The organism is Burkholderia sp. S-53, from assembly GCF_025560745.1.
Classification (GTDB): Bacteria; Pseudomonadota; Gammaproteobacteria; order Burkholderiales; family Burkholderiaceae; genus Burkholderia; species Burkholderia pyrrocinia.
In genome coordinates, this window is the sequence record NZ_CP090484.1 from 320,627 (window position 1) to 344,846 (window position 24,220).

General features: G+C 66.6%; 31 protein-coding genes and 1 pseudogene. 14 read left to right on the forward strand and 18 right to left on the reverse strand.

Annotated elements, in window-relative coordinates; translation table 11 throughout:
* Positions 1-29 precede the first annotated feature (29 nt).
* The gene (locus LXM88_RS23540; protein WP_262544772.1) at positions 30-938 is read left to right on the forward strand and encodes an NAD-dependent epimerase/dehydratase family protein; all 909 of its coding nucleotides are present in this window, start codon (positions 30-32) and stop codon (positions 936-938) included.
* 82 nt (positions 939-1,020) lie between these two features.
* On the opposite strand, the gene LXM88_RS23545 is transcribed toward LXM88_RS23540, so the two are convergent.
* Positions 1,021-2,886 (reverse strand): phosphoenolpyruvate carboxykinase (GTP), encoded by a 1,866-nt coding sequence (locus LXM88_RS23545; RefSeq protein ID WP_262544774.1) that lies wholly within the window; start codon positions 2,884-2,886, stop codon positions 1,021-1,023.
* Positions 2,887-2,941: 55 nt separating this feature from the next.
* On the opposite strand from LXM88_RS23545, the gene LXM88_RS23550 reads away from it, so the two are divergent.
* The gene (locus LXM88_RS23550; protein ID WP_262544775.1) at positions 2,942-3,361 is read left to right on the forward strand and encodes a hypothetical protein; all 420 of its coding nucleotides are present in this window, start codon (positions 2,942-2,944) and stop codon (positions 3,359-3,361) included.
* 62 nt (positions 3,362-3,423) lie between these two features.
* On the opposite strand, the gene LXM88_RS23555 is transcribed toward LXM88_RS23550, so the two are convergent.
* From LXM88_RS23555 to LXM88_RS23580, 6 genes are all read right to left on the reverse strand, one after another.
* Complete coding sequence (locus tag LXM88_RS23555) at positions 3,424-3,651, reverse strand: hypothetical protein (RefSeq protein WP_262544777.1); 228 nt, start codon at positions 3,649-3,651, stop codon at positions 3,424-3,426.
* A 37-nt stretch (positions 3,652-3,688) separates the two neighbouring features.
* Positions 3,689-3,973, reverse strand: coding sequence for a hypothetical protein (locus LXM88_RS23560; RefSeq protein ID WP_262544779.1), 285 nt, complete (start codon positions 3,971-3,973; stop codon positions 3,689-3,691).
* Positions 3,974-4,232: 259 nt separating this feature from the next.
* Entirely contained in the window at positions 4,233-5,009 is a 777-nt protein-coding gene (locus LXM88_RS23565) for a glucose 1-dehydrogenase (protein WP_262544780.1), read from the reverse strand.
* 111 nt (positions 5,010-5,120) lie between these two features.
* Positions 5,121-5,876: an SDR family NAD(P)-dependent oxidoreductase gene (locus LXM88_RS23570; protein ID WP_262544782.1), complete on the reverse strand. Its 756-nt coding sequence runs from the start codon at positions 5,874-5,876 to the stop codon at positions 5,121-5,123.
* A 9-nt stretch (positions 5,877-5,885) separates the two neighbouring features.
* Entirely contained in the window at positions 5,886-6,752 is an 867-nt protein-coding gene (locus LXM88_RS23575; protein ID WP_262544784.1) for an SDR family NAD(P)-dependent oxidoreductase, read from the reverse strand.
* Positions 6,753-6,802: 50 nt separating this feature from the next.
* The gene (locus LXM88_RS23580; protein ID WP_262544785.1) at positions 6,803-7,303 is read right to left on the reverse strand and encodes a nuclear transport factor 2 family protein; all 501 of its coding nucleotides are present in this window, start codon (positions 7,301-7,303) and stop codon (positions 6,803-6,805) included.
* A gap of 212 nt (positions 7,304-7,515) precedes the next feature.
* On the opposite strand from LXM88_RS23580, the gene LXM88_RS23585 reads away from it, so the two are divergent.
* Positions 7,516-8,028 carry a nuclear transport factor 2 family protein gene (locus tag LXM88_RS23585; RefSeq protein ID WP_262544787.1) on the forward strand — a complete coding sequence of 171 codons (513 nt, stop codon included), beginning with the start codon at positions 7,516-7,518 and terminating at the stop codon, positions 8,026-8,028.
* Positions 8,029-8,079: 51 nt separating this feature from the next.
* Positions 8,080-8,796: an EthD domain-containing protein gene (locus LXM88_RS23590; RefSeq protein ID WP_262544788.1), complete on the forward strand. Its 717-nt coding sequence runs from the start codon at positions 8,080-8,082 to the stop codon at positions 8,794-8,796.
* A gap of 345 nt (positions 8,797-9,141) precedes the next feature.
* On the opposite strand, the gene LXM88_RS23595 is transcribed toward LXM88_RS23590, so the two are convergent.
* From LXM88_RS23595 to LXM88_RS23605, 3 genes are read right to left on the reverse strand one after another with little or no spacing between them, the layout of a single operon-like run.
* Positions 9,142-9,522: a DsrE family protein gene (locus LXM88_RS23595; protein WP_262544790.1), complete on the reverse strand. Its 381-nt coding sequence runs from the start codon at positions 9,520-9,522 to the stop codon at positions 9,142-9,144.
* Between the two features lie 10 nt (positions 9,523-9,532).
* The gene (locus LXM88_RS23600) at positions 9,533-9,946 is read right to left on the reverse strand and encodes a DsrE/DsrF/TusD sulfur relay family protein (RefSeq protein WP_096474295.1); all 414 of its coding nucleotides are present in this window, start codon (positions 9,944-9,946) and stop codon (positions 9,533-9,535) included.
* 15 nt (positions 9,947-9,961) lie between these two features.
* Positions 9,962-10,288 (reverse strand): DsrE family protein, encoded by a 327-nt coding sequence (locus LXM88_RS23605; RefSeq protein ID WP_262544792.1) that lies wholly within the window; start codon positions 10,286-10,288, stop codon positions 9,962-9,964.
* 529 nt (positions 10,289-10,817) lie between these two features.
* On the opposite strand from LXM88_RS23605, the gene LXM88_RS23610 reads away from it, so the two are divergent.
* The 4 genes from LXM88_RS23610 to LXM88_RS23625 all read left to right on the forward strand — a co-directional run bounded on the left by LXM88_RS23610 (position 10,818) and on the right by LXM88_RS23625 (position 13,420).
* Positions 10,818-11,333, forward strand: coding sequence for a YbaK/prolyl-tRNA synthetase associated domain-containing protein (locus LXM88_RS23610; protein WP_262544793.1), 516 nt, complete (start codon positions 10,818-10,820; stop codon positions 11,331-11,333).
* Positions 11,334-11,383: 50 nt separating this feature from the next.
* The gene (locus LXM88_RS23615; protein WP_262544794.1) at positions 11,384-12,022 is read left to right on the forward strand and encodes a helix-turn-helix transcriptional regulator; all 639 of its coding nucleotides are present in this window, start codon (positions 11,384-11,386) and stop codon (positions 12,020-12,022) included.
* Between the two features lie 51 nt (positions 12,023-12,073).
* Entirely contained in the window at positions 12,074-13,048 is a 975-nt protein-coding gene (locus LXM88_RS23620; RefSeq protein WP_262544797.1) for a threo-3-hydroxy-L-aspartate ammonia-lyase, read from the forward strand.
* A gap of 120 nt (positions 13,049-13,168) precedes the next feature.
* Positions 13,169-13,420, forward strand: a complete 252-nt coding sequence (locus tag LXM88_RS23625; protein ID WP_262544798.1) for a hypothetical protein — start codon at positions 13,169-13,171, stop codon at positions 13,418-13,420.
* 20 nt (positions 13,421-13,440) lie between these two features.
* Here LXM88_RS23625 and LXM88_RS23630 read toward each other — a convergent pair whose 3' ends face one another.
* The 5 genes from LXM88_RS23630 to LXM88_RS23650 are packed head-to-tail and all read right to left on the reverse strand — an operon-like array spanning position 13,441 to position 17,182.
* Complete coding sequence (locus LXM88_RS23630) at positions 13,441-14,265, reverse strand: SDR family NAD(P)-dependent oxidoreductase (protein ID WP_262544799.1); 825 nt, start codon at positions 14,263-14,265, stop codon at positions 13,441-13,443.
* 1 nt (position 14,266) lies between these two features.
* The gene (locus LXM88_RS23635) at positions 14,267-15,142 is read right to left on the reverse strand and encodes an SDR family NAD(P)-dependent oxidoreductase (protein WP_262544801.1); all 876 of its coding nucleotides are present in this window, start codon (positions 15,140-15,142) and stop codon (positions 14,267-14,269) included.
* A gap of 30 nt (positions 15,143-15,172) precedes the next feature.
* Positions 15,173-16,165: an NADP-dependent oxidoreductase gene (locus tag LXM88_RS23640; RefSeq protein WP_262544802.1), complete on the reverse strand. Its 993-nt coding sequence runs from the start codon at positions 16,163-16,165 to the stop codon at positions 15,173-15,175.
* A gap of 50 nt (positions 16,166-16,215) precedes the next feature.
* Complete coding sequence (locus LXM88_RS23645; protein WP_262544804.1) at positions 16,216-16,848, reverse strand: Dabb family protein; 633 nt, start codon at positions 16,846-16,848, stop codon at positions 16,216-16,218.
* Positions 16,838-17,182, reverse strand: coding sequence for a hypothetical protein (locus LXM88_RS23650; RefSeq protein WP_262544806.1), 345 nt, complete (start codon positions 17,180-17,182; stop codon positions 16,838-16,840). Before LXM88_RS23650 ends, LXM88_RS23645 begins: the two co-directional genes overlap by 11 nt.
* A gap of 178 nt (positions 17,183-17,360) precedes the next feature.
* Between LXM88_RS23650 and LXM88_RS23655 the strand changes: the two genes are divergently transcribed.
* The 4 genes from LXM88_RS23655 (at position 17,361) to LXM88_RS23670 (ending at position 20,505) form a co-directional block, all read left to right on the forward strand.
* Entirely contained in the window at positions 17,361-18,380 is a 1,020-nt protein-coding gene (locus LXM88_RS23655; protein WP_262544807.1) for an AraC family transcriptional regulator, read from the forward strand.
* 92 nt (positions 18,381-18,472) lie between these two features.
* Positions 18,473-19,045, forward strand: a complete 573-nt coding sequence (locus LXM88_RS23660) for a TetR/AcrR family transcriptional regulator (protein WP_262544808.1) — start codon at positions 18,473-18,475, stop codon at positions 19,043-19,045.
* A 22-nt stretch (positions 19,046-19,067) separates the two neighbouring features.
* A complete protein-coding gene (locus tag LXM88_RS23665; RefSeq protein ID WP_262544809.1) occupies positions 19,068-20,063 on the forward strand; it encodes an alpha/beta hydrolase in 996 nt (331 codons plus the stop codon).
* Between the two features lie 19 nt (positions 20,064-20,082).
* Positions 20,083-20,505: a DUF6331 family protein gene (locus tag LXM88_RS23670; RefSeq protein ID WP_262544810.1), complete on the forward strand. Its 423-nt coding sequence runs from the start codon at positions 20,083-20,085 to the stop codon at positions 20,503-20,505.
* Here LXM88_RS23670 and LXM88_RS23675 read toward each other — a convergent pair.
* The gene (locus LXM88_RS23675; RefSeq protein ID WP_262544811.1) at positions 20,502-21,134 is read right to left on the reverse strand and encodes a LysE family translocator; all 633 of its coding nucleotides are present in this window, start codon (positions 21,132-21,134) and stop codon (positions 20,502-20,504) included. The genes LXM88_RS23670 and LXM88_RS23675 overlap by 4 nt on opposite strands.
* A gap of 116 nt (positions 21,135-21,250) precedes the next feature.
* On the opposite strand from LXM88_RS23675, the gene LXM88_RS23680 reads away from it, so the two are divergent.
* Positions 21,251-21,712 (forward strand): Lrp/AsnC family transcriptional regulator, encoded by a 462-nt coding sequence (locus tag LXM88_RS23680; RefSeq protein WP_262544812.1) that lies wholly within the window; start codon positions 21,251-21,253, stop codon positions 21,710-21,712.
* 410 nt (positions 21,713-22,122) lie between these two features.
* Positions 22,123-22,785 carry a DUF4410 domain-containing protein gene (locus LXM88_RS23685; protein ID WP_262544813.1) on the forward strand — a complete coding sequence of 221 codons (663 nt, stop codon included), beginning with the start codon at positions 22,123-22,125 and terminating at the stop codon, positions 22,783-22,785.
* A gap of 17 nt (positions 22,786-22,802) precedes the next feature.
* Here the strand turns inward: LXM88_RS23685 and LXM88_RS23690 are convergent.
* Positions 22,803-22,910 (reverse strand): annotated as a pseudogene (locus LXM88_RS23690) (IS5/IS1182 family transposase); the annotation flags it as partial.
* 40 nt (positions 22,911-22,950) lie between these two features.
* Positions 22,951-24,126 (reverse strand): collagen-like triple helix repeat-containing protein, encoded by a 1,176-nt coding sequence (locus LXM88_RS23695; RefSeq protein ID WP_262544814.1) that lies wholly within the window; start codon positions 24,124-24,126, stop codon positions 22,951-22,953.
* Positions 24,127-24,220: the final 94 nt, after the last annotated feature.

A 24,220-nucleotide genomic window follows, 5' to 3' on the forward strand; every position in this document is an offset into this window, starting at 1 on the left:
GGCGCGCCTGCGCCGCCACCGGAGACACCATGAAAATCCTGATCGTCGGCGGTACCGGCCTCATCGGCGGCCACGCCGCGCTGCACCTGCATGCGCAGGGCAACCACGTGACGCTCGCCGCGCGCAAGCCGCCCGCGGCCGGCAGCGCGCTCGCGCAGTTCGACGTGCTGCTACGCGACTACGTGGCCGGCAACTTCACGCGCGACGATCTCGCGCCGTTCGACGCGGTCGTGTTCGCGGCCGGCAACGACATCCGCCACCTGCCGCCCGGCACCGACGAAGCCGCGCACTGGGAACGCGCGAACGTCGACGCGGTGCCGCGCTTCTTCGCGCTCGCGCGCGACGCGGGCGTGAAGCGCGCGGTGCTGGTCGGCAGTTTCTATCCGCAGGTCGCGCCCGCGCTCGTCGATACGGTGCCGTACGTGCGTTCGCGCCATCTCGCCGACGAACGCGTGCGCGCGCTCGCGACGCCGTCGTTCGCGGTGTGCTGCGTCAATGCGCCGTTCATGGTCGGGTCGGTGCCGGGGCTGCGCAACGAGATGTTCGCCGCGTACACGGGTTATGCGCAGGGCCAGTTCGCAGGGCTGCCCGTGTTCGGGCCGGCCGGCGGCAGCAACTTCATCTCGACGCAATCGCTGTCGGAAGCGATCTGGGGCGCGCTGCAGCGCGGCGCGGCGGGCAAGGCCTACCTCGTCGGCGACGAGAACCTCAGCTTCGCCGACTACTTCGCGGCGTTCTTCCGCGCGGCCGGCAACCCGCAGGTTGTGCCGTCGCTCGACCAGGAGCATCCGCTGCTGCCCGACATCGCGATCTACACGGGGCGCGGCAACGTCGTGTCGTACGAACCCGATCCGGCCGACATCGCGCTGCTGCGCTACCGGCGCGGCGACGTGCAGCGCGCGGTCGACGAAGTCGTCGCGCATTGCAGCGCGCAGTAAGCGGCATCGATGCAAAAACGTCCCGCCGCCGGCGATGGTTGCCGGCGGCGGGACGTCAGGGTCGGTGCGTCAATGCGGATCGTCAGGCGCCGAGGCGCTGTTCGATCTTCTTCATCGTGTCGGTCATTTCGACGGGCAAACGCAACTTCAGCATGTCGAACAGCGCCGCGTGCAGCTTCAGCTCCTCGCGCCATTCGTCGGCGTTCATCGACGTCACCGCATCGAACTGCTCGCGCGTGAAATCGAGCCCGTCCCAGTGCAGGTCTTCATATGCGGGCGACACGCCGAACGCGTGTTCGCCGCCGCCGCCGGTGCCTTCGAGTCGGTCGAGCATCCACTTCAGCACGCGCATGTTCTCGCCGAAGCCCGGCCACACGAACCTGCCGTTCGCGTCCTTGCGGAACCAGTTCACGCAGTAGATCTTCGGCAACGTCGCGCCCGTGCCTTCGAGCTGCTTGCCGAGCTTCAGCCAGTGCGCGAAATAATCGCTCACGTTATAGCCGCAGAACGGCAGCATCGCGAACGGGTCGCGGCGCACGATGCCCTGCTGGCCGACCGCCGCGGCGGTCGTCTCCGAGCCCATCGTCGCGGCCATGTACACGCCTTCGACCCAGTCGCGCGCCTCGGTCACGAGCGGTACCGTCGTCGAGCGGCGGCCGCCGAAGATGAACGCATCGATCGGCACGCCGGCCGGGTTCTCCCAGTCTGCGTCGATCGACGGGCACTGCGCGGCCGGTGCCGTGAAGCGCGAGTTCGGGTGCGCGGCCTTGCGGCCGGTTTCCTTGCCAATCTCCGGCGTCCACGGGTTGCCCTGCCAGTCGGTCAGCTTCGCGGGCGGCGTGTCGGTCAGCCCCTCCCACCACACGTCGCCGTCTTCCGTCAGCGCGACGTTCGTGAAGATCACGTTTTCCGTCAGCGTCGAGATCGCGTTCGGGTTGGTCTTCACGCCGGTGCCCGGCGCGACGCCGAAGAAGCCGGCTTCCGGGTTGATCGCATACAGGCGGCCGTCGCGGCCCGGTTTCAGCCACGCGATGTCGTCGCCGATCGTCGTGACCTTCCAGCCGTTGAAGCCCTGCGGCGGAATCAGCATCGCGAAGTTGGTCTTGCCGCACGCGGACGGGAACGCGGCCGCGACGTGATACTTCTTGCCGGCCGGCGACGTCACGCCGAGGATCAGCATGTGCTCGGCGAGCCAGCCCTGGTCGCGGCCCATCGTCGACGCGATGCGCAGCGCGAAGCACTTCTTGCCGAGCAGCGCATTGCCGCCGTAGCCCGAACCGAAGCTCCAGATCTCGCGCGTTTCAGGAAAGTGCACGATGTACTTCACCGGGTTGCACGGCCACGGCACGTCCTGCTGGCCGGCTTCGAGCGGATGGCCGACGCTGTGCACGCACGGCACGAATTCGCCGTCTTCGCCGAGCACGTCGTACACGTCGCGGCCCATGCGCGTCATGATCCGCATGTTCACCGCAACGTACGGGCTGTCGGACAGTTCGACGCCGACGTGCGCGATCGGCGAGCCGAGCGGGCCCATCGAGAACGGCACCACGTACAGCGTGCGGCCGCGCATCGAGCCGCGGAACAGGCCGTCGAGCTTCTCGCGCATTTCGGCGGGCTCGATCCAGTTGTTGGTCGGGCCGACATCATCGCGCGATGCCGCGCAGATGAACGTGCGATCTTCGACACGTGCAACGTCGGACGGATCGGATTGCGCGAGGTACGAATTCGGGCGCTTCGCCGGGTTCAGGCGCTTGAGCGTGCCCTGGTCGACCATCGCCTGGCACAGCGCGTCATATTCCTCCTGCGAACCGTCGCACCACACGATATGCTCGGGCTCCGTGAGCGCCGCGATGCGCGACACCCAGTCGATCAGCTTGCGATGTTTGACGAAGGCCGGGGGAGCGATCAGCAGGCCGTGTGTCGCTTCGGCCAGATTGTTTTGCGACATGGAAACGTCTCCAGATTATTGGGCGGGGATGGGGGTTGCGGGGTGAACCCGCCAGATGGGGATTGCGATCGGAATGCAGGACGCAGCAACGCGCAACGCGGGGCACGCGAACTGGGCGCGTGTCGATGCCGCGATGCGGGCGAGAGGATGTGATGTCTCGTTAGAAGATGCGAACGCGAGTTTCGCCATGCATGCAACCTGCCTTACAACTTCCATGCCGGCCAGCATACCATCGCCGTTATTGAGCGGGCGTTGCGTTGCAACAAGAAACAAGTGTGACGACGTGCTGGCACATGCATTGCCGGCCAGTCATTTTGACTGCGTCGGTGCGATCGCTGTCGGGGACGAAACGCGCGGAACGTCCGTCGGACAAGGGTTTGGCAAAAGCGGCAAATTCGGCCCGCCGGCCGCGCGCATGAAAATTGCACATGCGCGCCCGGCGGATTCTCGTTTTCGCTACTCAGGCAAACCCTGAATTAGGTTGCGTACACAACTTCGCGTTCGGGCACGCCCGGAACGCCAATCGAGGATGCCTGGCTAGTGTCGGGAGTCCGCCTTATTCGATGTGCGGCCCGTCAGCCGCTTGCCGTAGATCAGCGCGACACGGAAAAACAATGCAGCGAGCGCAATGCCGCCGGCTCGACTCGGAAGCGACGCAGAATCGACGAGCCAACCGAACGCCATGAGCAATCCACACACAAAAAGAACGATGCATCCAGACAATCCGATGCAGTCGTAAAGACGCAATCGTGCGAACTGTTGCATGGTGTCGCTCGGTTGGGGTAACGATGAATTGGATGGGTCAGCGGCCGTGAGTCAGCACGACCAGTCCGGCGCCATAAACCGCGCCGGCCGCCGCGCCGAGCGCGGCCATGTGCGGACCGAGCGCCATACCCAACGTGCCGCCGACCAAGGCACCTCGTCCCGCGCCATCAAGCGCACTGTTGATGCCTTGGACAAAACTACCGCTCCAGCCATTGGAGAACGATCGCAAATTGACGTTGTTTGCTGCGTTGTAACTACCTGCCCCGCTCACCGACAGGATCTCCAGCGGGCTGAGTTGTCGAAGATGACCACGATCAAGCATCGAAAATTGAGTTTCACATTGCATGGAACGAGACCTCTCAAAAATGATGTTGTATCCAATGCCTGTCTACAATTCCGCATCTTGCGCACAAGCCGATTGCAATCACGCCGCTTGACGCGTGGTGAAGACAGGCGCTTCCGGGCCATCGCCAATGACATGCCATCGTGAAGGCCCGGTGTAGGAGACGTTATTAATAATGAGAATCATTGTCAATTATTGAGATGTCCGACCTGCAGTCCGCCTGTCGTTACGACCATTCTCAAAACGGCGCGCCCGGCAATCCGGGGTAATACGCGCCCGCCGCCATCCCGCCGTCGACGGCCAGTTCGGCGCCGTTGCAGTACGACGCGTCGTCGCTCGCGAGGAACAGCGTCGCGCGCGCGATCTCGTCGGGCAGGCCGACGCGCTGCAGCGGCACGTTCGCATAGTGCTTGTTGATTTCCTCGAGCGGCGCGCCGGTCGGGTTCGACATCACCGTGTTCACGCCGCCCGGATGGATCGAATTCACGCGCACGCCCTGGTGGCCGAGTTCGAGCGCCGCGACCTTCGTCAGCCCGCGCACGCCCCACTTGCTCGACACGTACGCGGCGAGTGCATTCACGCCGCGCAGGCCGTCGACCGACGAGATGTTGACGATCGACCCGCTCTTCTGCGCGATCATGCGCGTCGCGACGGTGCGGATGCCGACGAACGTGCCGACGAGGTTGATCGATACCGCGCGCTCGAAATCGCGTTTCGACAGCTCGGTGATGCCGCCGAACGTCAGCACGGCCGCGTTGTTGACGAGCACGTCGATGCGGCCGAACTGCTCGACCGTCGCGTCGACGACGCGCGCCCAATTCGCTTCGTCGGCGACATCGAGCCGCATGAAGCGCGCCGCGTCGCCAAGTTCGCGCGCGAGCGCTTCGCCCTCCGCATCGAGCACGTCGCCGATCACGACGCGCGCGCCCTCTTCGACGAACAGCCTGCACGTTGCCGCGCCCATCCCGCGCGCACCGCCCGTGACGATCGCTACTTTTCCTTCCAGTCGACCCATGTCGTCCTCTCTTCGATTCCGGTTTTCCTGTCGCCGCGCGCAAGCGTGAGCGTGCGCTGCGGACCCATGATTGGTGCGCGGCTCGCGCCACGCGCCGTCAGCCCTTTGCTGTCAGCCCCAGTAGGCCTGTCCGCCGTCGAGCGGCAGCGTCGCGCCCGTCAGGTACGCGGCATCGCGGCTCGCGAGAAACACGATCGCGCGCCCGATGTCCTGCTCGCAGTCGCCGACGCGGCCGAGCGGGATCGTGCGGAAGAACGCGGCCGCTTCCTGCGGATTCGCATCGACCCAGCCTTTCAGCCCCGGCGACAACGCATGCGGCGCGACCGCGTTCACGCGAATGCCGTCCGCGCCCCATTCGCACGCGGCCGCGCGCGTCAGCGCACGAATCGCCTCCTTGGTCGCCGCGTACGCGCCGTAACCCGACGCATCCCAGCGCACCGCGGCCGACGATGCGAAATTGACGATCACGCCGTCGCCCTTCAAATGCGGATGGCACGCGCGCATCATCCGCAACGTCGCGATCGGCCCCGATTCGAGCCCCGCCATAAAATCCGCATCCGTCACGTCGAGCAGGCGGCCGAGCGGCACGACCTGCGCGTTGTTGATCAGGATCTGCACGCCGCCGAAGCGCTCGACGACCGCGTCCACGCAAACCGCGATCCGTGCGGCGTCCATCACGTCGCACACGAACGGCTCCGCGATACCGCCGCGCGCGCGGATCGCGTCGCAGGTGGCAATCAGCTTGTCGCGCGTGCGGCCGACCACCGCGACGTGCGCGCCTTCCGCCGCGAGCGCATGCGCGACGCCCTGGCCGACGCCCTGCCCCGCGCCCGTCACGAGCGCGACCTTGCCCTTCAGGATGCCCATGCGCGCTCCTTAAGCGACGATCGCCGGATGGGCCTGAACGGGCCCGCCGAGCAGGTCGCGGTACGACGGCGGCTGCCTGCCGTCGAGATCGGCGATACCGTACTGGAGCGCGGCTTCCGCGCCGACGAGCACCTGACCGGACAGCGTCATGCGCTGCGGATCGGCATGGATCGCGTGAATCACGCGGCCCGTAAACTCCGGGCTTTCGGCGACGAGCGAGAACTCCTTGTAGAGATCCGGATGCTCGTCCCACACGCGCGTCGTGCGCTCGGTGCGCAGCGGGCCCATCCAGATCGACACGGCCGCGACATCGAACGGCTTCAGGTCGACGGCCATGTCCTTCGCGAACTTGTCGACACCCGATTTCTGCGCGCCGTAGGCCGCGCCGTGCATGTAGCAGCTCGCGCCGAACGACGACGTGAATGCGATCAGCCCGCTGCGGCGCTTCGCCATCAGCCGGGCCGCGTGCCAGCTCGCGACATAGGCCGAGCGCAGCCCGACGTCGAGGATGTTCACGAGGTCGAGCGACTTCTCCCAGAACGGGCCCGGCAGGATCAGCTGGTCGTGCAGGTAGGTCGCGTTGTTGACGAGGATGTCGAGCCGCCCGGTTTCGCGTTCGACGCGCTCGAACAGCGCCTTCACCTGCGCGTCGTCCGCGTGGTCGCACGCCACCGCGATCCCGCGGCCGCCCAGCGCGTCGATCTCGCGCGCAGTCTCGTGGATCGTGCCGGGCAGCGGCGCATCGCCTTCGTTCTGCGAACGGCCCGTCACGTAGACGGTCATGCCGGCCGCGCCGAGTGCGCGCGCGATGCCCTTGCCCGCGCCGCGCGATGCGCCCGTCACGACGGCGATCGGCGCATCGTGGTTCTGTGTCATGTTCGATGTCTCCTGTGGAATATCGGCCACATGCGTGGCGATGGCATGCGTCAGGCAGCCGGCGGCTGCGCGCCGGCGAACAGCACGCCCGGCGCATCGCCTTCGTAGCGGGCCGACAGCGTCGACGTGACGACGCAGCGCGTGCCCGCGATCTTCCATTCGCCGTCGACCTTCCGGTATGCGTCGTCGTAGTACGCGCTGAGCTGCGTGAGCGTGCGCGCGCTCGTGTCGATCATCTGGTAGTGCAGGCCCCATGTGCCGCGCGCATGCGTGTCGTCGAGCACGGTGATGTCGGGATTCACGCCGTGGTGCATCTCGACGATGTTCGGATGGCAGCCGAGCCGTTCGAACACGTCGACGAGCGCGTCGCGCGTATCGAACGTGCCGATCCGGCCATAGTCGATGTGCACGCGGCCGGGCGCGAAGCAGTCGCGCATCCCTTGCGGATCCTTGCGGTCGCAGCACGTGAAGTAACGCGCCTTCAGCCGGCGGATCGCATCGGCATCCTCCAGCCTGCGCACGCGCGTTTCCAGCGATTCGATGAGGGTCATCCCGTCTCCTTGTTCGATGCCGGCGCGGATCGGATGCCGCGTCGATGCCACGTTACCGCCGCGCGACGCGCCGGCCATCACCCGTTCGGATTAAGCCGGCGGTTCATCACGGCAGCGCCGGCCGCGTGCGTGCGCGGCTTTCGTCCGAACAGACGATGTGACGCAGGCGGCTTCGTTCCTACCATCGAACGACACCACCACGAGATACGGCGATGGACGACACGACTCGCACGCTCCATGAATACGAGCAAATCCGACAGTTGAAGTACCGGTATTTCCGCGCGGTCGATACGCACGACTGGTCGTTGCTCGCCGATTGCCTGACCGAGGATTGCGAGGCGCGTCTGTATGGCGGTCGTTATGCGTACGACGGCCGCGACGCGTTCGTGTCGAGCCTGCGCGATCTGATCGGCAAGCCGACCTTCCTGACGATGCATCACGGCCATCACCCCGAACTCACGCTGGTGTCCGCCGATCATGCATGCGGCGTGTGGTTTCTCGAGGATCACGCGATCAATCTCGAGGATAACTACCTGTTGCACGGCACCGCGTTCTACGACGACCAGTACGTGAAACGCGACGGCGTGTGGCGCATTCACGCGACGCGCCACGAGCGGCTGTTCGAAACCGTCACGTCGCCGATCCCGCCGTCGTTCACGCTGACTGCGAACCGGTTTGCTCCGGGTGCACATGGTGCGCATGGCGCGGCCGTCACCGCTTCCTGAACCCCGGCGGCAACGCCGCCGATCCCGTCATTCCCCTCTGGAGCCGGAACAATGGAGAAAGTCATTTACGTGTTGTGGCGCGACGCGCAGGCCGCACCCGATCAGTGGAGCCACGCGGTGCGCGCGCAGCTCGCCGACAAGCTGTTGTCGCTCGGTGCGCACGGCGTGCAGGTGAACGTCGCCGATGCCGATGTCGCGCCGGCCGCCGGACTGAAGCAGACCAATACGCATCCGAGTATCGACGGGATCGTCGCGGTTTGGGTCGATAGTGCAAACGCGATGTTTCGAAAGCCGTTCGATGAGGCAGTGCGCGCAGTCGTGCCGCACATGGCCGCATATCTCGTCACCGAATCGCAGCCGATTCCGAACACGCGCTTTCCGGCGCGGCCGGGCGAACGCACGGCCGGCTTTTCGCAGCTCGCGTTCCTGAAGCGGCCGCCGCGCCTCACGCACGAAGCGTGGCTCGACGTGTGGCACGGCCATCACACGCGCGTCGCGATCGATACGCAGGACAATTTCCTGTATGTGCAGAACGTTGTCGTGCGTGCGCTGACGCATGCGGCGCCCGGGTATGACGCAATCGTCGAGGAATGCTTCCCGGCTGCGGCGATGACCGATCCGCATGCATTTTTCGATGCGGTCGGCGACGACGAGAAGTTTCAGCGGAATGTCGCCGAGATGATGGATAGCTGCGGGCGGTTTATCGACTTCGACAAGATCGATGTGGTGCCGACGAGTCAGTATGTGGTGAAGGCGGTGCGGGGGTAAGGTTCAGCGATCGAGACCGCCCGGGTGTGGCCGCGCGGCTCGATTGTCGTCATTGAAGATTTGTCTTGTGTTCCTTCGCGGGCCGGCGGTGCGTTGTCTATCGCGCGTCGTCGGCCCGATTCTTTCCGTTCTTCGCGGCTTTCCATACGACCCATTCGAGCCGCTCAGTCAAGGTTCGCGACCGTCCGCCCCAGCCGACACGCGACTATCGGGAATCACTGCAACTCTCCGCTCGACGACCGTTGCGTATGGCGCGGAGCACCCCATTGACGGCATGCCGCAACGGTTGTGAGCGAAACGAAAGCGGTCCCTCCGATCAGCAGAATGCGGTGCAGACTTGAGCCGTTACCAGTGCCAGACCTGATCGAAGCGGTCGAACAGCTCGGGGATCTCGGCACGCGCGAGCAGCGTCAGGCCGCCGATGACATCTTCCTGCGCCAGCCCACAGTCGCGCATGTCCTCGTTGACCGCATACACGGCAACGCCGGCGCCGATCATCTTGTCCAGATCCTTATCGAGCGCTGGTGGATGAACCTGCCGGCGCGTGCCGAAGGCGAGGCCGGTGGCATCCTGCCCGCGCGCTGCATAGTTCACGGCGCTTCCGTACAGCAGCAGGCTGACGTCGGCGCCGGCGTTTTTCAGTACATGATTCAGCCACAGGATGGTGTCATCCTGTTCTTCCAGCGTAGCCCGGTACGCTGTCTCAACAATGCTCAGGATTTTCATCGCGCAGCTCCTATTTCGTCGGAATTACCAGCACAGCGTTGCTCTGGGTCGCGGATTCGAGAAAATCCTTCGGGCTGCCGCGGCGGGGACCCTCGATCCAGTCACCTGCGCCGCGTTCGTCCACACATAGGCCGCAGTTGATCCAGTCGAGCTTGACGCCCTGCTGGGCGGCGAGTTGAAACAAGGCTGCCACCCAGTCCCTGGTCGTCGGGTGATCCTCCTCCTCCACCGACGTGCCCTTGACCGGATTGGCATGTGGGGCTTGCGCCTTCATCGTCAGATTGACTGCACCTTCGTAGGCGAACACGGTGACGTCGTGCCCCCGTCGCAGCGCGGCATCCACAATGCGCAGCGCCGTCGTGCTGGCTGCCTTCTCATACGGCGGATCCATCAGCGCCAGGGTCAATTTCATACCAATAGCCATCACGTTCTCCTTGATTCAATGCCAAATGGCCTTGGTCCCAGCCACCAGGAGAAGATCCACGAGTTGTCCGATGTCCGCCTTCTGGACACCTTCCGCCAGCCGATCGATCGCCCGTTCGCGCAGGGAGAATTCATCGGCAAGGACGGTGACGCCGCTGCGCGTCAGATCCGCATATCGCTCGCTGAATTTTGCGCCCGGGCGCGTGGAAAGCACGCCGTTCTGAACCAGGAACAGTGTGACCGTGTTGCCCCTCTGGCGTACGCCCCTGACCAGTTCCTCGACGTGCTCGGTATCCCCGGCACCATGTGGACCGCGTGATTCTACGAACAGGTAATTTGCCATGTCAGCCTCCTGCCAGCTTCCAGCCCGAAGATGCAGTTCCCACCGACGTGTTGCCCCCTGTGTCGCGCCAGTCGCAACGGGCGCTCGACTCGCCGTGCGACGCGTGGGCCGCGCACAGCTCATGAATTGGGTATAGCAGAACGGACGGATAGTCCAAGTAACTCTGCGTGTCACGGCTCGGGAAGGCTTGTGCGTGTGGTCACGCCATTGTCGAAGCACGGCACGAGCAGGCCAACTTCGCCGGGAAGTTGCGGCCGGTACGGGGCGAGCGGCGGACACTCCCCGCAGGCGCGAACATCTCTTCCCGGCCGAACGCCGACCGTTCTCTCCGTGTTCCGCACCATTGCGCGAAGCGTCATTCTTTCGTCCACCCGTTTCCTATGACAACGGTCGCCGCTCTGCGACGACACACGTTTTCGTCACGCCCACGACAAAACGTCTATAATTGGACAATCCATCGAACGACCCGCAGCCACGCTTCATCGCGTACACGCCGCGATTCCCCGCCCCAGAGCCAACCCGGAGCGCCATGAACGCCTACCCCGTTTTCGACACGCTTTGCGACCTGCTGAACACCTCCGGCGCGCGTTTCCGCGTACTGGAGCACCCGGCGGAAGGTAAATCCGACGTCATCGCCGCGATCCGCGGCACGCGCCCCGAACAAGGCGCGAAGGCGATGCTCTGCACGTTCAAGGACGGCGGCGACACGACCGCCCTCGCCGTCATTCCCGGCCACCTGAAGATCGATTTCCGCAAGGTCGCCGACGCCGTCGGCCGCCGCAAGGCGACGCTCGCATCGCCCGACGTCGCGGCCGCCGTTACCGGCTGCGTGATGGGCGCCGTGCCGCCGTTCGTGTTCGACGGCAACGTGACGCTCGTCGTCGATCCCGCGCTGGTCGAACGCAACGACGAGATCGCGTTCAACGCGGGCCGCCTCGACCGCTCGGTCGTGCTCGATGCGGCCGACTACGTACGGATCGCGCGCCCGTTATTGGCCGACATCACGCGCCCGGAAACGACGGACGGCCAGGCGCACGCCGGTTGATCGTTTCCCGAAGCCGTCGCATCGATCCGAAACCCGAACGCGAGCCCACCATGACCACCACCCGGAACAAAGCGCTGTCGGAGCAGGCATCGCTGATCGAACAGGTGCAGCGCATCGCCGAAGGGCTCGGCGCGATGTTCGCGCCGTTCACCGAGGTCGTGGTCCACGACCTGCGCACGCCGAAGCACGCGATCCTCGCGATCCACAACAACCTGTCCGGACGCGCGGTCGGCGACCCCGCGACCGAGCTCGGCCTCGCCCGCATCGAGGACGACGATTTCCCGCAGGTGCTCGCGAACTACCCGAACCGCTTCGCCGACGGCCGCACCGCGAAAAGCACGTCGATCGGCATCAAGGATTCGACCGGGCGCTATGTGGCCGCGCTGTGCCTGAATGCCGACGTCACGCTGTTCCGCGGCTTCCAGGGCATGCTGAACCAGTTCTGCAGCCCGAACGGCGAAACCATCGCCGACACGCTCGACCCGGCCGGCGCGGACGCGATCCGGCAACGCATCGACGCGTTCGCGACGCGCCTCGCGACGACGCCGCGCGAACTGAAGACCGACCAGCGCCGCGAACTGTTGCAGACGCTGAAGGCCGACGGCTTTCTCGAGGTGCGCCGCGCGATGGAGATCGTGTCGCAGCATCTCGGCGTGTCGCGCGCGACCGTGTACAACGATGCGAAATGAAACAAGCGCGCTGCTTTCATGTTGACTAAACTTTCCGACCCTCGATCGACCATGAACTCTCAGACTCTCCCCACGTACGACGACGTTGCCGCCGCCGCGGCCCGGCTCGAAGGCCATGCGCACCGCACGCCGGTGATGACGTCGCGGACGATCGACGAAGCGCTCGGCGCGCAGGTGTTCTTCAAGTGCGAGAACCTGCAGCGCATGGGCGCATTCAAGTTCCGCGGCGCGTTCAACGCGCTGTCGCGCTTCGATGCCGGGCAGCGCCGCAACGGCGTCGTCGCGTTCTCGTCCGGCAACCATGCGCAGGCGATCGCGCTGTCGGCGCGCATCCTCGGCATCCCGGCGACGATCGTGATGCCGCAGGATGCGCCGGCCGCGAAGATGGCCGCGACGCGCGGCTACGGCGGCAACGTGGTGACCTACGACCGCTACACCGAGGATCGCGAGCAGATCGGGCGCGATCTCGCGGAGAAGCACGGGCTCACGCTGATCCCGCCCTACGACCATCCGGACGTGATCGCCGGCCAGGGCACGGCGGCGAAGGAACTGTTCGACGAAGTCGGGCCGCTCGACGCGGTATTCACGCCGCTCGGCGGCGGCGGGCTGCTGTCGGGCACCGCGCTCGCCACGCGCGCGCTGTCGCCGCACGCGAAGTTGTACGGCGTCGAGCCGGAAGCCGGCAACGACGGCCAGCAATCGTTCCGGTCGGGCGCGATCGTGCATATCGATACGCCGCGCACGATCGCCGACGGCGCGCAGACGCAGCACCTCGGCAACCTGACGTTCCCGATCATCCGCCGCGACGTCGACGACATCCTGACCGCGACGGACGCGGAACTCGTCGACTGCATGGGCTTCTTCGCGACGCGTATGAAGATTGTCGTCGAGCCGACCGGCTGCCTGTCGCTCGCAGCCGTGCGAAGGATGAAGGAGCAACTGCAAGGCAAGCGCGTCGGCGTGGTGATCAGCGGCGGCAACGTCGATCTGGAGAACTTCTGCGCGCTGGTATCGGCGTCGGCCTGACCGTCGCGGCGCGCACGAACATCCTGTCGTCATCCGCGCGCCGCCGCTCCTTCACGCCGCGTTAAGTTTCGCGCCCTAGACTGATTACGTTGTCCCGCAGTCAGTCGTGAAGGAGTCACCATGAACACGCACGCCATCGTCGCCGCCGTCCTGGCGGCCGCTTCCCTTTCGGCGTTCGCTCAACCGGGCGTTACGTCATCCGGTTTTCCCGCCACCGCATCACCGCGCGACGCCGTCGCGCAGGCGACCCACCGTTCGCCCGGCACGTTGCCGCCCGCCGGCTTCGTGCTCGCGAAGATCGATCAGAACAATACGCCGCCCGACCGCGGCGGCGACCCGAGCGGCCGCACGTACACCGGCACCCGCATGTAACGGCGCGCCGGTCGTCGTTGTCAGAACGACGGCAATGACGGATCGCGCGCGGCGAGGATGTCGTCGGTGCGCCGCTGCAGCGCGCCGTCGATCGTCTCCGGCTGCGGAATCAGCCAGTAGCGCCCTGCGCGGATGCCGTCGAACACCCGCTCGGCGAATGCGTCGGGCGTGAGCCCGTGCGCGTTCAGCATCGAGCGCATCGTATCGACGAAGCCGCGCACCTCGGGCCGGTCGTGCGCGGCGCCGAACGGATCGTTGAAGATGCCCGACTGCACGGGGCCCGGTGCGAGCAGCGACACGCCGACCGGCGCGCCGAGCATCTTCAGTTCTCCATACAGCGATTCGGTCAGTGCGACCACCGCGAATTTCGTCGCCGAATAAGGCGACATCAGCGGGCTCGGCAGGAAGCCGCCGACCGACGCGGTATTCACGACCCGCGCCGGCGCGTTGCGTTCGAGCATCCGCGGCACGAAGCTGCGGATCCCGTTCAGCACGCCGTGCACGTTGATCGCGAAGCTGCGCTCGAAGCGTTCCGGCGTGATTTCCCAGCTGAAGCCGGTCGCCATCACGCCGGCGTTGTTGAGCAGCAGGTCGACGCCGCCGAAGCGCCGGCAGGCGGCTTCCGCGAGTGCGTCGACGGCTTCGGGGCGGCTGACGTCGGTCGGCACGCACAGCACGTCGGTGTCGAGCGTCGCGGCGAACGCGTCGAGCTTCGCCGGATCGAGATCGGCCAGCACGACGCGCATGCCGAGCGCGGCCGCGTGGCGCGCGAGCCCGCTGCCGATGCCGCTGGCCGCGCCGGTGATCACGGCGGTGCCGCCGTGAAAGCGAATCGAATTCGTCATGTCAGAGTCCTGTCGGGTCGATGTGGGGATGCGCGTACGCGGGAATCACCGGCGGCGGCAGCGACGTGCGACCGTCGAGCGAACGCACGGAAAGACGCTGCGCGAGCGGGAAATGCAGGCTGTGCGTGACGAGGCCGGTGCGTTCGCGCGCCGGCAGGCTGCACAGCGCGAGCGCGGTTTCGGCGAGATACGCGACGTCCTCGGTCGGATAGCCTTCGGGGATATAGCGCGCCGCGCCCGGCGTGCGGATCGCCGTGCTCGGCGCGACGAGATTCACCGCGATGCCGTCGGCTTCCAGTTCGGCCGCGAGCCCCTGCGTGAAGCGCGACAGCGCGGCCTTCACCGCCGCGTAGACGGTTGCGCCGCCCACGCGCGAGAAATCGTCGAACGGCCGCAGCGGCGGCAGCGCCGTTACCGAGCCGACGTTCACGATCCAGCCGGCGCCGCGTGCACGCATCAGCGGGATCGCAGCCTGCGCAAGCGCGAACGGAATGCGCAGATAGTGCTCGATCGTCGTGTCGAACATCGTCATCGGCATCGCGTCGACGCACGCGTAGTCGGCCACGCCCGCGTTGTTCACGAGGATGTCGAGACCGCCGGCCGCGTCGGCCGCACGCGCGACGAGCGCGTCGCGCTCCGCCGCATTCGACAGGTCGGCCGCGAGCGCGATCGCGCGGCCGCCGGCCTGTTCGATCAGTGCGACCGTTTCGGCGAGCGTGCCGGCGGTCGTGGCCGATTGCGTGAGGCTGCGCGCCGTCACGACGACGGTCGCGCCTTCGGATGCGAGGCGCTGCGCGATCGCGCGGCCAATGCCGCGGCTCGCGCCGGTCACGAGTGCGCACTCGCCCGCGAGGATCGCGGTTCGGGTGTCGGTCATGATGTCTCCAGTGATTTGAGTGCGGGCCGTTCAGCCCGCGATATCCGCAACGTGCAGCACCAGCTTGGTTTTCGCGTCGCCCGTTTGAACGAGATCGAGCGCCCGCGCGGCCTGTTCGAGCGGGAAACTGTCGAAGCGCGGCACGCGCAATGCGCGCCGGCCGAGTCGGTCGGCGATCGATGCGAGCGTGTTGCCGCTCGGCATCCGGCTGTACGTGATCGCGGTGCGCAGCCCGCGCCGAGCGGCTTCAGCGCCCGTCGCGGCCAGCCGCTCGGCGTCGCCGGCTGCGAGCGTCATGATGTTCACGAGCGTGCCGCCCGGCGCGAGCAGATCGAGCGCGTCAGGCAGCGTGTCGCCGCCGACCGCATCGAGCACGAGGTCGACGCCGCCGGGCGCCCATGCGCGCACCGCCGCGGCGATGTCCTGCGCGCGATAGTCGATGCTTGCCTCCGCACCCAGCGATTCGACCGTATCGCGATTGCGCGCCGAACACGTCGCCGCGACGCGCGCGCCGGCCTGTGCGGCGAGCTGGATCGCGAACGTACCGACCGCGCCCGCGCCGCCGTGCACCAGCACGGTCTGCCCCGAGCGCAGCCCGCCGTCGTCGAACAGGCCAGCCCATGCGGCCAGCGCGGGCGTCGGCGTGGCGGCCGCTTCCGCGAAACTCACCGCGTCGGGCAGGCGCACGACCGAGTCGTGGCGCACCGCGGCGAGCTCCGCATACGCGCCCCAGCGCCCCGCGCCGACGTCGGTCTGCGCGAACACGCGCATGCCGGGCGCGAAACCCGCGACGCCTTCCCCGACCGCTTCGACGACGCCCGCCGCATCGAAACCGATCACGAACGGAAACGTGTATTGCATGAACGCGCCGAGATAACCTTCGCGGCATTTCCAGTCGGCGGGATTGACGCCCGCGTATGCGACGCGGATCAGCACGTCGCCGGGGCCCGGCTTCGGTGCGGGAACGTCGGCCAGCCGTAGCGCGTCGGAATGCCCGACGCGGTCGATCAAAAGGGCTCGCATCTTCGTGTCTCCAGGTTTTTATGTTGGCTTGGTGTGTGGTTCGCTGCGCGTCACGTCGCCGTGTCGGCCAGCAGGCTCGACGCGAGCGGACAGAACGCATGCGAAATCGCATCGACCGTCCAGTCGGGGCTTTCGGCGTCGAACCGGCGGTCGACCCAGCCCCAGTGATACGGATGCATCAGGTATTCGCCGAGCAGATCGCCGACGTGCGCGAACTCCTGTTGCCACACGTGCGTCCAGGCGCCCGGCGTGTCGATCCGGCTCAGGCGCCAGTTGCGGATGCCACGCATGAACGCGGGCATCTGCAGCAACTCGTGCTCCAGCGCGACGACGCGTGCTTCGCTTGCCTGCGGCCGTACACGCAGCATCAACGTGCGCCAGATGCCATCGCGCAACGCCGGCTCGCGCAGGCCGCCTCCGATCGCACGGCACGCGGCACCGTCGATGCGAACGACACCCGGCAGTTGCGCCAGCGCCGCGAAATCCGTTGCGCGATCAACCGCCCGTTCGTCGCGCAGCACGTCGAGCGTGTAGTCGCCCGCGCCCCAGCAGCCTTCCCGATTGCGTGCGAGTTCGACGCGGGTTGCGCCGGGCAGCGCGCGCGCGGCTTCGCGCAACGCGTGTGCGACTGCGTCGGCATCGTGATCCGCCGAAACGAATACCTGCGCCGTGTCATGCCGCATGGTCGACCTCCGTCAGTGCGGGCAGCGGCGCGTCGGCGTCCGTCATCACATGACGGCGGCGCGCGTCGCACAGTTCGTCGACGGCCATCCAGAACGCGACCACGTCGCCATCGGTCAGTGCGCGCATCCGGTAATAGGCCGGCGCATCGGCGACGTGCCACGTCAGCCATAGCGTGCTCGGCTGCCCCGGCACCGCGACGGGCGGCGACACCCAGCGGCCGGCCGCCGTCAGCCCGCGCGCCGCGTGGCCCGGCAGGTAGCGGTCGCGCAACAGCGCGAGCACGTCGGGAATGTGCTCGGGTGCGAGCGTGATTTCGTCTACGATCTGGATCATTCGCGTGTCGTCCGTGGTCGTTCGGGGTCGTTCATGGCGAGCTGCGTTGTGCCGGCCTACGCCGTTCCGGCGAGGCCGAACGCGGCCGGCGTGAATAGCATTCTTGCGTGGCGACGGTTCGCGAACCCCTACCGGCCCGCTCACCGGCCCCTGTCGCAACGATCAGAACGGGAGACTCATGAAACAGCGCGCCATGCCGGCCAGCGGCCGCGTCCTGCCGGGCTTCGGCGCGCGCCTGCTGAGCGAACTCACGCGCAGCGGCGCGCCGCCGGCCGATCGCGACGTGCAACCGCCGCAAGACGCGGCCACGGCGAGCGATTTCGTCGCGCTGTACCGCGACGCGATCGAGCGGCTCGAGGCGCAGGTCGCGCGCGGCGACGGCCATCCGCCGATGCGCAAGCAGGAAGTCGACCTGATGTGCCGCTGCCTGCTGAGCTGCGCGACGCTCGCCGACGCGATCCGTTGCGCGCGCGAATTCTGCGAGATGCTGACGCCGCGCGCCGGCGCGCTGTCGCTTGCGGTGCGCGACGGGCGTGCGATGTTCCGGATGGACTCGCTGCGCCGCACGTGCAGCCCGGCCGCGTGTCTCGTCGACCTGACGGGGCTGTTCTGCTATCTGCAACTGTTCGGCTGGCTGATCGGGCAGCCGCTGCGGCCGGCTGAAGTGTGGCTCGGCCATCCGCGCCGCGACGACGCGGTGCCGCTGCTCGGGCTGTTCAACGCGCCGGTCCACGTCGGCCGGAAAACCTACGGCTTCGCGTTCGATGCCGCGCGGCTCGATTGCCGCGTGATCCGGCAGCCGGGCGAACTCGACGCATTCCTCGTCGATTTCCCGTTTCGTCTGATCGATGCGGCGCCGGCCGTCGTGTCGTGGGCGCAGCAGGTGCGCGGCTTTCTCGATGCGGCGCTCGCGCACGAACAGGCGTTGCCGGCACTCGCGGAGCTGGCCGCGTGGCTCGGTGTCAGTGAGGCGACGTTACGGCGGCGGCTCGCGACCGAAGGCAGCGGCTACCACGTGCTGCGTGAGCAATGCCTGGCCGACGCCGCGCGACGATGCCTGCAAGAGACGGACTGGCCGGTCGCGCGGATAGCCGCGCATCTCGGTTTCGGCGGCGAGGAGGCGTTCCGGCGCGCGTTCGTGCGCTGGACCGGCTTGGCGCCGAGCCGGTTCAGGCGAATGGCCGGCGTCGACGCGTGACGCGATGCCGATCGCCCGCAACACGCGGGAAATTGACTTCACGACGAAAACTAATAGAATTAGTTTTTTGACTAACACCCATAGCATTCGTCATGGCGCGTGCCGGCATTACCGTAGACAGGCTCGTCGAAGCCGGCGCGCAGCTCGCCGATGAAACCGGCTTCGAGCACCTCACCGGCGCGGCGCTCGCGCGGCACTTCGACGTCAAGCTGGCCAGCCTTTACTCCCACATCCCGAGTTTCGACGATCTCAAGAGCCGGATCGCGCTGTTCGCGCTGAAGGAACTGGCCGATCGCGCGACCGACGCGTTGGCCGGCCGCTCCGGCAAGGACGCGCTGGCCGCGCTCGCGAACGTCTATCGCGACTATGCGCGCGCGCATCCCGGCCGCTTTGCGGCCGCGCGCCATCCGGTGAGCGCCGAGCGCGCCGCCGAAAGCGCGGGTGGGCAACTCGTCAGGATGACCTCGGCCATGCTGCGCAGCTACGACATCCCGGAAGCCGAACAGGCGCACGCGATTCGCCTGCTCGGCGGCTTCTTCATGGGCTATGCGACGCTCGAAAGCGCGGGCGGTTTCTCGCACGGCGCGCCGGACTCCGACGCGTCGTGGGCGCGCAGTCTCGATGCGCTGGACGTGATGCTGTGCAACTGGCCGTCGGCCGAATGACACGCCGAATGGAAATCGAAAGATGAAAGACAAACCCGACGGCGTCGTGCTGCCGCGCCGTGTCGTTCCCTTCCCGACCTCGATCAGCGACGAAGCGCGCACCGCGTTGCAGCGGCTCGTCGGTGACGACGGCGTGCCGCTGAACGCGCTGCACGTGATGCCGGCCCCGGACGATGTCGACGCGTGGATGCGCGTCAAAGCGGCCACCGATGCGCATTACGCGGCAGCCGTCGCGAAGCTCGGCGGGTATCTGAGATCGAGCGTCGAGACGATCCGCGCACGCGATGCGAACGTGCACGTCGCGACGCCCGAAGCTCCGGTTTCCGGCGAATGCGCGTATATCGACCTGCATGGCGGCGCGCTGATCTTCGGCGGCGGCGACGCGTGCCGCGCCGGCGCGCGGATGCAGGCCGACCGGCTCGGCATTCGATGCTACGGCGTCGACTACCGCCTGCCGCCCGAGCATCCGTATCCTGCCGCGCTCGACGATTGCATCGCGGCGTATGCGCATGTGCTCGAACGCTTTGCGCCGGAAAACATCGTCATCGGCGGCCGCTCGGCGGGCGGCAATCTCGCCGCCGCGATGGTGCTGCGCGCCCGCGACGAAGGCTTGCCGCTGCCGGCCGCGCTCGTGCTGCTGTCGCCGGAAGCCGACCTGACGGAATCCGGCGACAGCTTCGAGACCAACCGGCTCGTCGATGTCGTGCTGCCCGCGTCGCTGATGTCGAACAACCTGCTCTACGCGAACGGCGCCGATCTCGCGCATCCGTATCTGTCGCCGCTGTTCGGCGACTTTTCCGCCGGCTTTCCGCCGACGTTCATCCAGAGCGGCACGCGCGACCTGTTCCTGTCGAACGCCGTGCGCCTGCATCGCGCATTGCGGCGCGCGCAGGTGCCGACCGAGCTTCACGTGTTCGAAGGGATGCCGCATGGCGGGTTCATGGGCGCGCCGGAGGATAGGGAATTGAGCCAGGAGATCGCACGCTTCGTGCGTGCGCATTTGCGGGCGTTGAATTGAGCCCGGCGAGGATCGAACGATGAACCGAAAACCGCACAAGGACGACATCAGCATCGGCCAGGATCGCTGGATCGAATTCGGTGATCTGGCGGACGGCCAGGGGCATGCGGTCGCGATCGATCCGTATCTGGCGACGGTCATGCCGTTGATCGACGCGCTGGAGACGTATTGTGTCGCCGCATGCTGCGGCATCGACGCGTTCGGTTTCTGGCCGGACGAGATCGCGGTTGCGGTGGGTACGTGGCATCGCGATGCACTGGTACGGCTCGCCGACGATCTGTTGTCGGTCCGACAGGCGATCGAAACGCTGCCGACCGATATCGTCGTCAGCACGCGAATGAACCAGTACTGTCGCAAAGCCGTGATGCTTGAACTGCTGGCGCATCTGCGGACGGTTGTCGACGACATCCGGTCGAAAAGCGATGCCCCGCTTCTGGACTAGACCAGGCCGCGTACGCCTGCGACCAGCTGGATCGCGCCGAATGCCGCGATGACGACGGCCGACACGCGCGACAGCCCGTGCATGAATGCGAACGACATCTTCGTGCGCAGCGCGGCGGTCGCGCTGCTCAGGCACAGCCACCAGGTCGCGGAACCGATGAACACGCCGGCGACCATCAGCGCCACGGCCGGCCACATCGAGCCTTCCCGCGAGCCCGACAGCGGGCCCAACGCCGCGAAAATCCCGACGAACGACAGGATCGTCATCGGGTTCGACAGCGTGAGGCCGAACGTCGTCAGGAAATCGCGCAGGACGGTCGTGCGCGGCAACTCGCGTTGCAGCGCCGATGCGGCCGGCGCCTGGCGCGCGATGCTCCACGCGAGCCACACGAGGAACGCGCCGCCGCCGATCTTCAGGGCGACGGTCAGCATCGGGAATGCGGTGACGATGCCCGCGATGCCCAGTGCGCCGAGCAGACCGTAGATCGCGTCGGCGCACGCGGCGCCGACACCCGTCGCGAACCCCGCCTGAAAGCCGCGGCTCAGGCTGCGTTGAATGCACAGCATGCCGATCGGGCCGACCGGCACAGCGATCGACAGCCCCATCACGACGGACTTGATGAACAGCATCGCCTGCTCCTTGCGACATGCAACGGGTTGAACAGGCATCGTAGGGAAAGTCCGGTCACCGCTGAATGCGGTTTTTAAGGAAAAATAGCCGTTCCTCCTTAAAAAATCCTGCCGCGATGGACGATCTGGACTGGAAGGTACTGGCGCTGTTACAGGCCAACGGCCGCATCAGCTATACGGAGCTGGCCCGCCAGGTTCACCTGTCGGTGCCGGCGGTGACCGAACGCGTGAAGCGTCTTGAAACGGCCGGCGTCGTCGAAGGCTACACGGCCCGGATCAATCCGGCCGCGGCCGGCTATCCGGTGAGCGCGCTGATCGGCATCACGGTGCCGCAACCGGCGAAAGCGAAATTCCTCAAGTTGCTGGAGACGATTCCCGAAGTCGTCGAATGCCATCACGTGACGGGCGCCGACTCGTATGTGATGCGGTTCGCCGCCACCAGCATGACCCACCTCGAACAGCTGATCGAACGCATCAACCTGTACGGCGAAACGCGCACGTCGATCGTGATGTCGACGCCGCTGCCGGCGCGCGGGCTGGCCCGGCCGCCGTCGAAGTTCGATGACGGCCGCAAGTAGCTGGCCGGGTTTTGATGGCCGTTCGACAGATCCCGGTCAGAACTTCAGGCGGCCAGTGCCGGCCGACCAAGGGACGGTTTCAAAAAAGGCCCGATGTGAACTGAATCGCAAGCGTTGGACATAGATCCGACCGTTGGGGGTTTTCATTGAACCGCTTGGATATCGCTCAACTTGTCGTCATCGAGACATGCGAGCGCTGCGAATTGTTGCAGCGCCGTGTTTGAAACAGGACGGAAAAAAATCCATCCGGCAGCTCCAGGCGCGGGTATCCATAATGCTCGACCTTCAAAATCGTTTACTCAAAACACTTATTAACTCGCTCTCGCAGGTTGTGGGTAATTGCAAGGTTGACGTCCCGTATCCACGGCCATAAGCTGGCCCTCGTTCCAATCTTGAAAAAAACGAAAACCGTGAGAAAGCTGAATCAGGCAGCTTTTGCCGCGCTCGTCATCTGGTTTGCGACGAGTTTCGTGCATGCGCAGCAGCCGGCCGCGAGCGGCTCGGACGTCGCGCCTGGCACACCGGTCATGTACGTGCGGGCCTTCCAGGCCGTCCAGGAAAGCAACGACTCGGGACGTGTGCTGACCCGTTTGCGCGCAACCGCTCACGGGAGGTCGGCTAACCAGAATGCAGGTGCGTTGGCGAAGGCCATCGTCCAGCAGCTGAGCAACGCGGGCGTCACCGCGCGTTATCTTGCACCCGGCGAGCCATTGCCGATGCCCGCATCGGGCTGGCTGATCGGCGGCGTTTTCTATTCACGCGTCCCGAGCGGCCGCATTCAATCGCTGCTGCAAGGCGGCTCCGGCGACGGCAGCCCCAACACGGAAGTCTCGGTGACGATCGCCGACGCGGCAACGGACCCCAATGTGCCGTTTGCGATCATCGGCGTGGAGGATGCGATCAAGGCGCAGGGCACGGTGGCGAGCTGGAATCCGTACGTCGTTGCAGCGAAGTTCGTCGTGAAGAAGGTCGAGGGGACGACCGCGGTTGATTCGTTGGCGAAGGAAATCGCCAATCAGATCATCGGGCACCTGGAGGCATTGCAGCAGCATGCCGCGGCACGGCCGCAATGACGGGCTGAAAGACGGTTTCATGAAGACTGCTGACTGCACTGCAAGGTGTTCCAGCAGATCATGCAGCAGCCGAGTTCAAGAAGCGCTTCGCGGATGTCGGCACGTCGCTCGAAACCAATGCGCAGACAATCGGCCGGTTGCCTCCGTGACGTTGGCGCCGATCAGTTATTTGCCGACCGCGCCGCCGAGCAGGCCGCCCACCAGCGACGTCACCGGCGCGAGCGGATTGGCGAGACTGCCCAACGGCGTGGTGCCGCCCGGGCCGGTCGCGGAGCCGCCGTGCACGGTCGCCGGGATACCGCCGGCCACGCTCGTCACCAGGCCGGCGATCGGCACCGCGCCGTTCGCGCCGCTCGGGTTCACGAGACCGCCCACGTTGGTCACCGTATTGCCGACTGCACGGACGAGGTCGCCGGCACCGCTAACGACCGGCTGCGGCGACGCGGATGTCACCTTCCATCCGGCCGACGTGATTGCCCCGCCGATTTGCCCGAGCAGGCCGGCAACCGGCTGGCCGAGGCCGGTTGCCGTGCCGACCTGTTGCGTGAGCTGGCCGGCCGTCGTCACGAGCGGTGTGATCGCCGTGCTGAGCGGCTGCGTCGCCTGCTGGACCGGGCCCGACGACAGGGCCGAGCCGAGCATGGTGCCGCCCGACGTCAGACCGCCGGCCACCGTATCGAGCAAGCTGCCGACCGGCGTCGTGATCGGCGCCAGCGGCGACAGCGGGCCGGAGCCGAGCGCCTTCACCGTTTCGCCGAGACCGCTGACCGGGTTGCTGGTCGAGCCGACAACGGTGCCGAGGCCGGCGACCGTCGTGCCGACCGGGTTCGACGCGAAACCGATCTGACCGATGCCGTTGCTCACGGCGTTCGACGTATCGCGGACGATCGTGCCGACACCCATGACCGCGTCGGCCGGCCCTGCCGTCACGCCCCTGCTGACGCCGCCGGGCAGGCTCGCGCCTGCCATCGTGACGCCCACGTCCGTGACCACCGAGCCGGCCGAGGTGACGAGGCCGTTCGTGCCAGGCGTGCCGCTGGTTCCGCTTGTGCCGCCGATTCCGCTGGTGCCGCTGCTGGTTCCACTTGTGCCGCTGGTTCCGCTCGTGCCGCTCGTGCCACTGGTCCCGCTCGTGCCACTGGTCCCGCTCGTGCCACTGGTTCCGTTCGTGCCACTGCTCCCGCTCGTACCACTGGTCCCGCTCGCGCCACTCGTACTCGCCCCGATGTTGTTACCGGCCAGCTTCGGCGCGGTAACGTCGCTGCCGCCGCACGCTGCCAGCGCACACGCCGCAGCAATGGCGGCGAGCGCAACGTTCGCCTTGATGAAATGATTTTGCATGGAAGTCCCCGTCAGCTATTCAGCGCAATCATTCCAGCAAGCATCTACCGTGCCATCTTCATCGGCTTCGTTAACAATCCTGCAATCGAGCCGC

What these genes read in the sequence shown, in the direction of transcription:
- LXM88_RS23540 (WP_262544772.1), top strand. Translation starts at nt 30, where the DNA reads ATGAAAATCCTGATCGTCGGCGGTACCGGCCTCATCGGCGGCCACGCC.
- LXM88_RS23545 (WP_262544774.1), bottom strand. Translation starts at nt 2,886, where the DNA reads ATGTCGCAAAACAATCTGGCCGAAGCGACACACGGCCTGCTGATCGCT.
- LXM88_RS23550 (WP_262544775.1), top strand. Translation starts at nt 2,942, where the DNA reads ATGGGGATTGCGATCGGAATGCAGGACGCAGCAACGCGCAACGCGGGG.
- LXM88_RS23555 (WP_262544777.1), bottom strand. Translation starts at nt 3,651, where the DNA reads ATGCAACAGTTCGCACGATTGCGTCTTTACGACTGCATCGGATTGTCT.
- LXM88_RS23560 (WP_262544779.1), bottom strand. Translation starts at nt 3,973, where the DNA reads ATGCTTGATCGTGGTCATCTTCGACAACTCAGCCCGCTGGAGATCCTG.
- LXM88_RS23565 (WP_262544780.1), bottom strand. Translation starts at nt 5,009, where the DNA reads ATGGGTCGACTGGAAGGAAAAGTAGCGATCGTCACGGGCGGTGCGCGC.
- LXM88_RS23570 (WP_262544782.1), bottom strand. Translation starts at nt 5,876, where the DNA reads ATGGGCATCCTGAAGGGCAAGGTCGCGCTCGTGACGGGCGCGGGGCAG.
- LXM88_RS23575 (WP_262544784.1), bottom strand. Translation starts at nt 6,752, where the DNA reads ATGACACAGAACCACGATGCGCCGATCGCCGTCGTGACGGGCGCATCG.
- LXM88_RS23580 (WP_262544785.1), bottom strand. Translation starts at nt 7,303, where the DNA reads ATGACCCTCATCGAATCGCTGGAAACGCGCGTGCGCAGGCTGGAGGAT.
- LXM88_RS23585 (WP_262544787.1), top strand. Translation starts at nt 7,516, where the DNA reads ATGGACGACACGACTCGCACGCTCCATGAATACGAGCAAATCCGACAG.
- LXM88_RS23590 (WP_262544788.1), top strand. Translation starts at nt 8,080, where the DNA reads ATGGAGAAAGTCATTTACGTGTTGTGGCGCGACGCGCAGGCCGCACCC.
- LXM88_RS23595 (WP_262544790.1), bottom strand. Translation starts at nt 9,522, where the DNA reads ATGAAAATCCTGAGCATTGTTGAGACAGCGTACCGGGCTACGCTGGAA.
- LXM88_RS23600 (WP_096474295.1), bottom strand. Translation starts at nt 9,946, where the DNA reads ATGGCTATTGGTATGAAATTGACCCTGGCGCTGATGGATCCGCCGTAT.
- LXM88_RS23605 (WP_262544792.1), bottom strand. Translation starts at nt 10,288, where the DNA reads ATGGCAAATTACCTGTTCGTAGAATCACGCGGTCCACATGGTGCCGGG.
- LXM88_RS23610 (WP_262544793.1), top strand. Translation starts at nt 10,818, where the DNA reads ATGAACGCCTACCCCGTTTTCGACACGCTTTGCGACCTGCTGAACACC.
- LXM88_RS23615 (WP_262544794.1), top strand. Translation starts at nt 11,384, where the DNA reads ATGACCACCACCCGGAACAAAGCGCTGTCGGAGCAGGCATCGCTGATC.
- LXM88_RS23620 (WP_262544797.1), top strand. Translation starts at nt 12,074, where the DNA reads ATGAACTCTCAGACTCTCCCCACGTACGACGACGTTGCCGCCGCCGCG.
- LXM88_RS23625 (WP_262544798.1), top strand. Translation starts at nt 13,169, where the DNA reads ATGAACACGCACGCCATCGTCGCCGCCGTCCTGGCGGCCGCTTCCCTT.
- LXM88_RS23630 (WP_262544799.1), bottom strand. Translation starts at nt 14,265, where the DNA reads ATGACGAATTCGATTCGCTTTCACGGCGGCACCGCCGTGATCACCGGC.
- LXM88_RS23635 (WP_262544801.1), bottom strand. Translation starts at nt 15,142, where the DNA reads ATGACCGACACCCGAACCGCGATCCTCGCGGGCGAGTGCGCACTCGTG.
- LXM88_RS23640 (WP_262544802.1), bottom strand. Translation starts at nt 16,165, where the DNA reads ATGCGAGCCCTTTTGATCGACCGCGTCGGGCATTCCGACGCGCTACGG.
- LXM88_RS23645 (WP_262544804.1), bottom strand. Translation starts at nt 16,848, where the DNA reads ATGCGGCATGACACGGCGCAGGTATTCGTTTCGGCGGATCACGATGCC.
- LXM88_RS23650 (WP_262544806.1), bottom strand. Translation starts at nt 17,182, where the DNA reads ATGATCCAGATCGTAGACGAAATCACGCTCGCACCCGAGCACATTCCC.
- LXM88_RS23655 (WP_262544807.1), top strand. Translation starts at nt 17,361, where the DNA reads ATGAAACAGCGCGCCATGCCGGCCAGCGGCCGCGTCCTGCCGGGCTTC.
- LXM88_RS23660 (WP_262544808.1), top strand. Translation starts at nt 18,473, where the DNA reads ATGGCGCGTGCCGGCATTACCGTAGACAGGCTCGTCGAAGCCGGCGCG.
- LXM88_RS23665 (WP_262544809.1), top strand. Translation starts at nt 19,068, where the DNA reads ATGAAAGACAAACCCGACGGCGTCGTGCTGCCGCGCCGTGTCGTTCCC.
- LXM88_RS23670 (WP_262544810.1), top strand. Translation starts at nt 20,083, where the DNA reads ATGAACCGAAAACCGCACAAGGACGACATCAGCATCGGCCAGGATCGC.
- LXM88_RS23675 (WP_262544811.1), bottom strand. Translation starts at nt 21,134, where the DNA reads ATGCTGTTCATCAAGTCCGTCGTGATGGGGCTGTCGATCGCTGTGCCG.
- LXM88_RS23680 (WP_262544812.1), top strand. Translation starts at nt 21,251, where the DNA reads ATGGACGATCTGGACTGGAAGGTACTGGCGCTGTTACAGGCCAACGGC.
- LXM88_RS23695 (WP_262544814.1), bottom strand. Translation starts at nt 24,126, where the DNA reads ATGCAAAATCATTTCATCAAGGCGAACGTTGCGCTCGCCGCCATTGCT.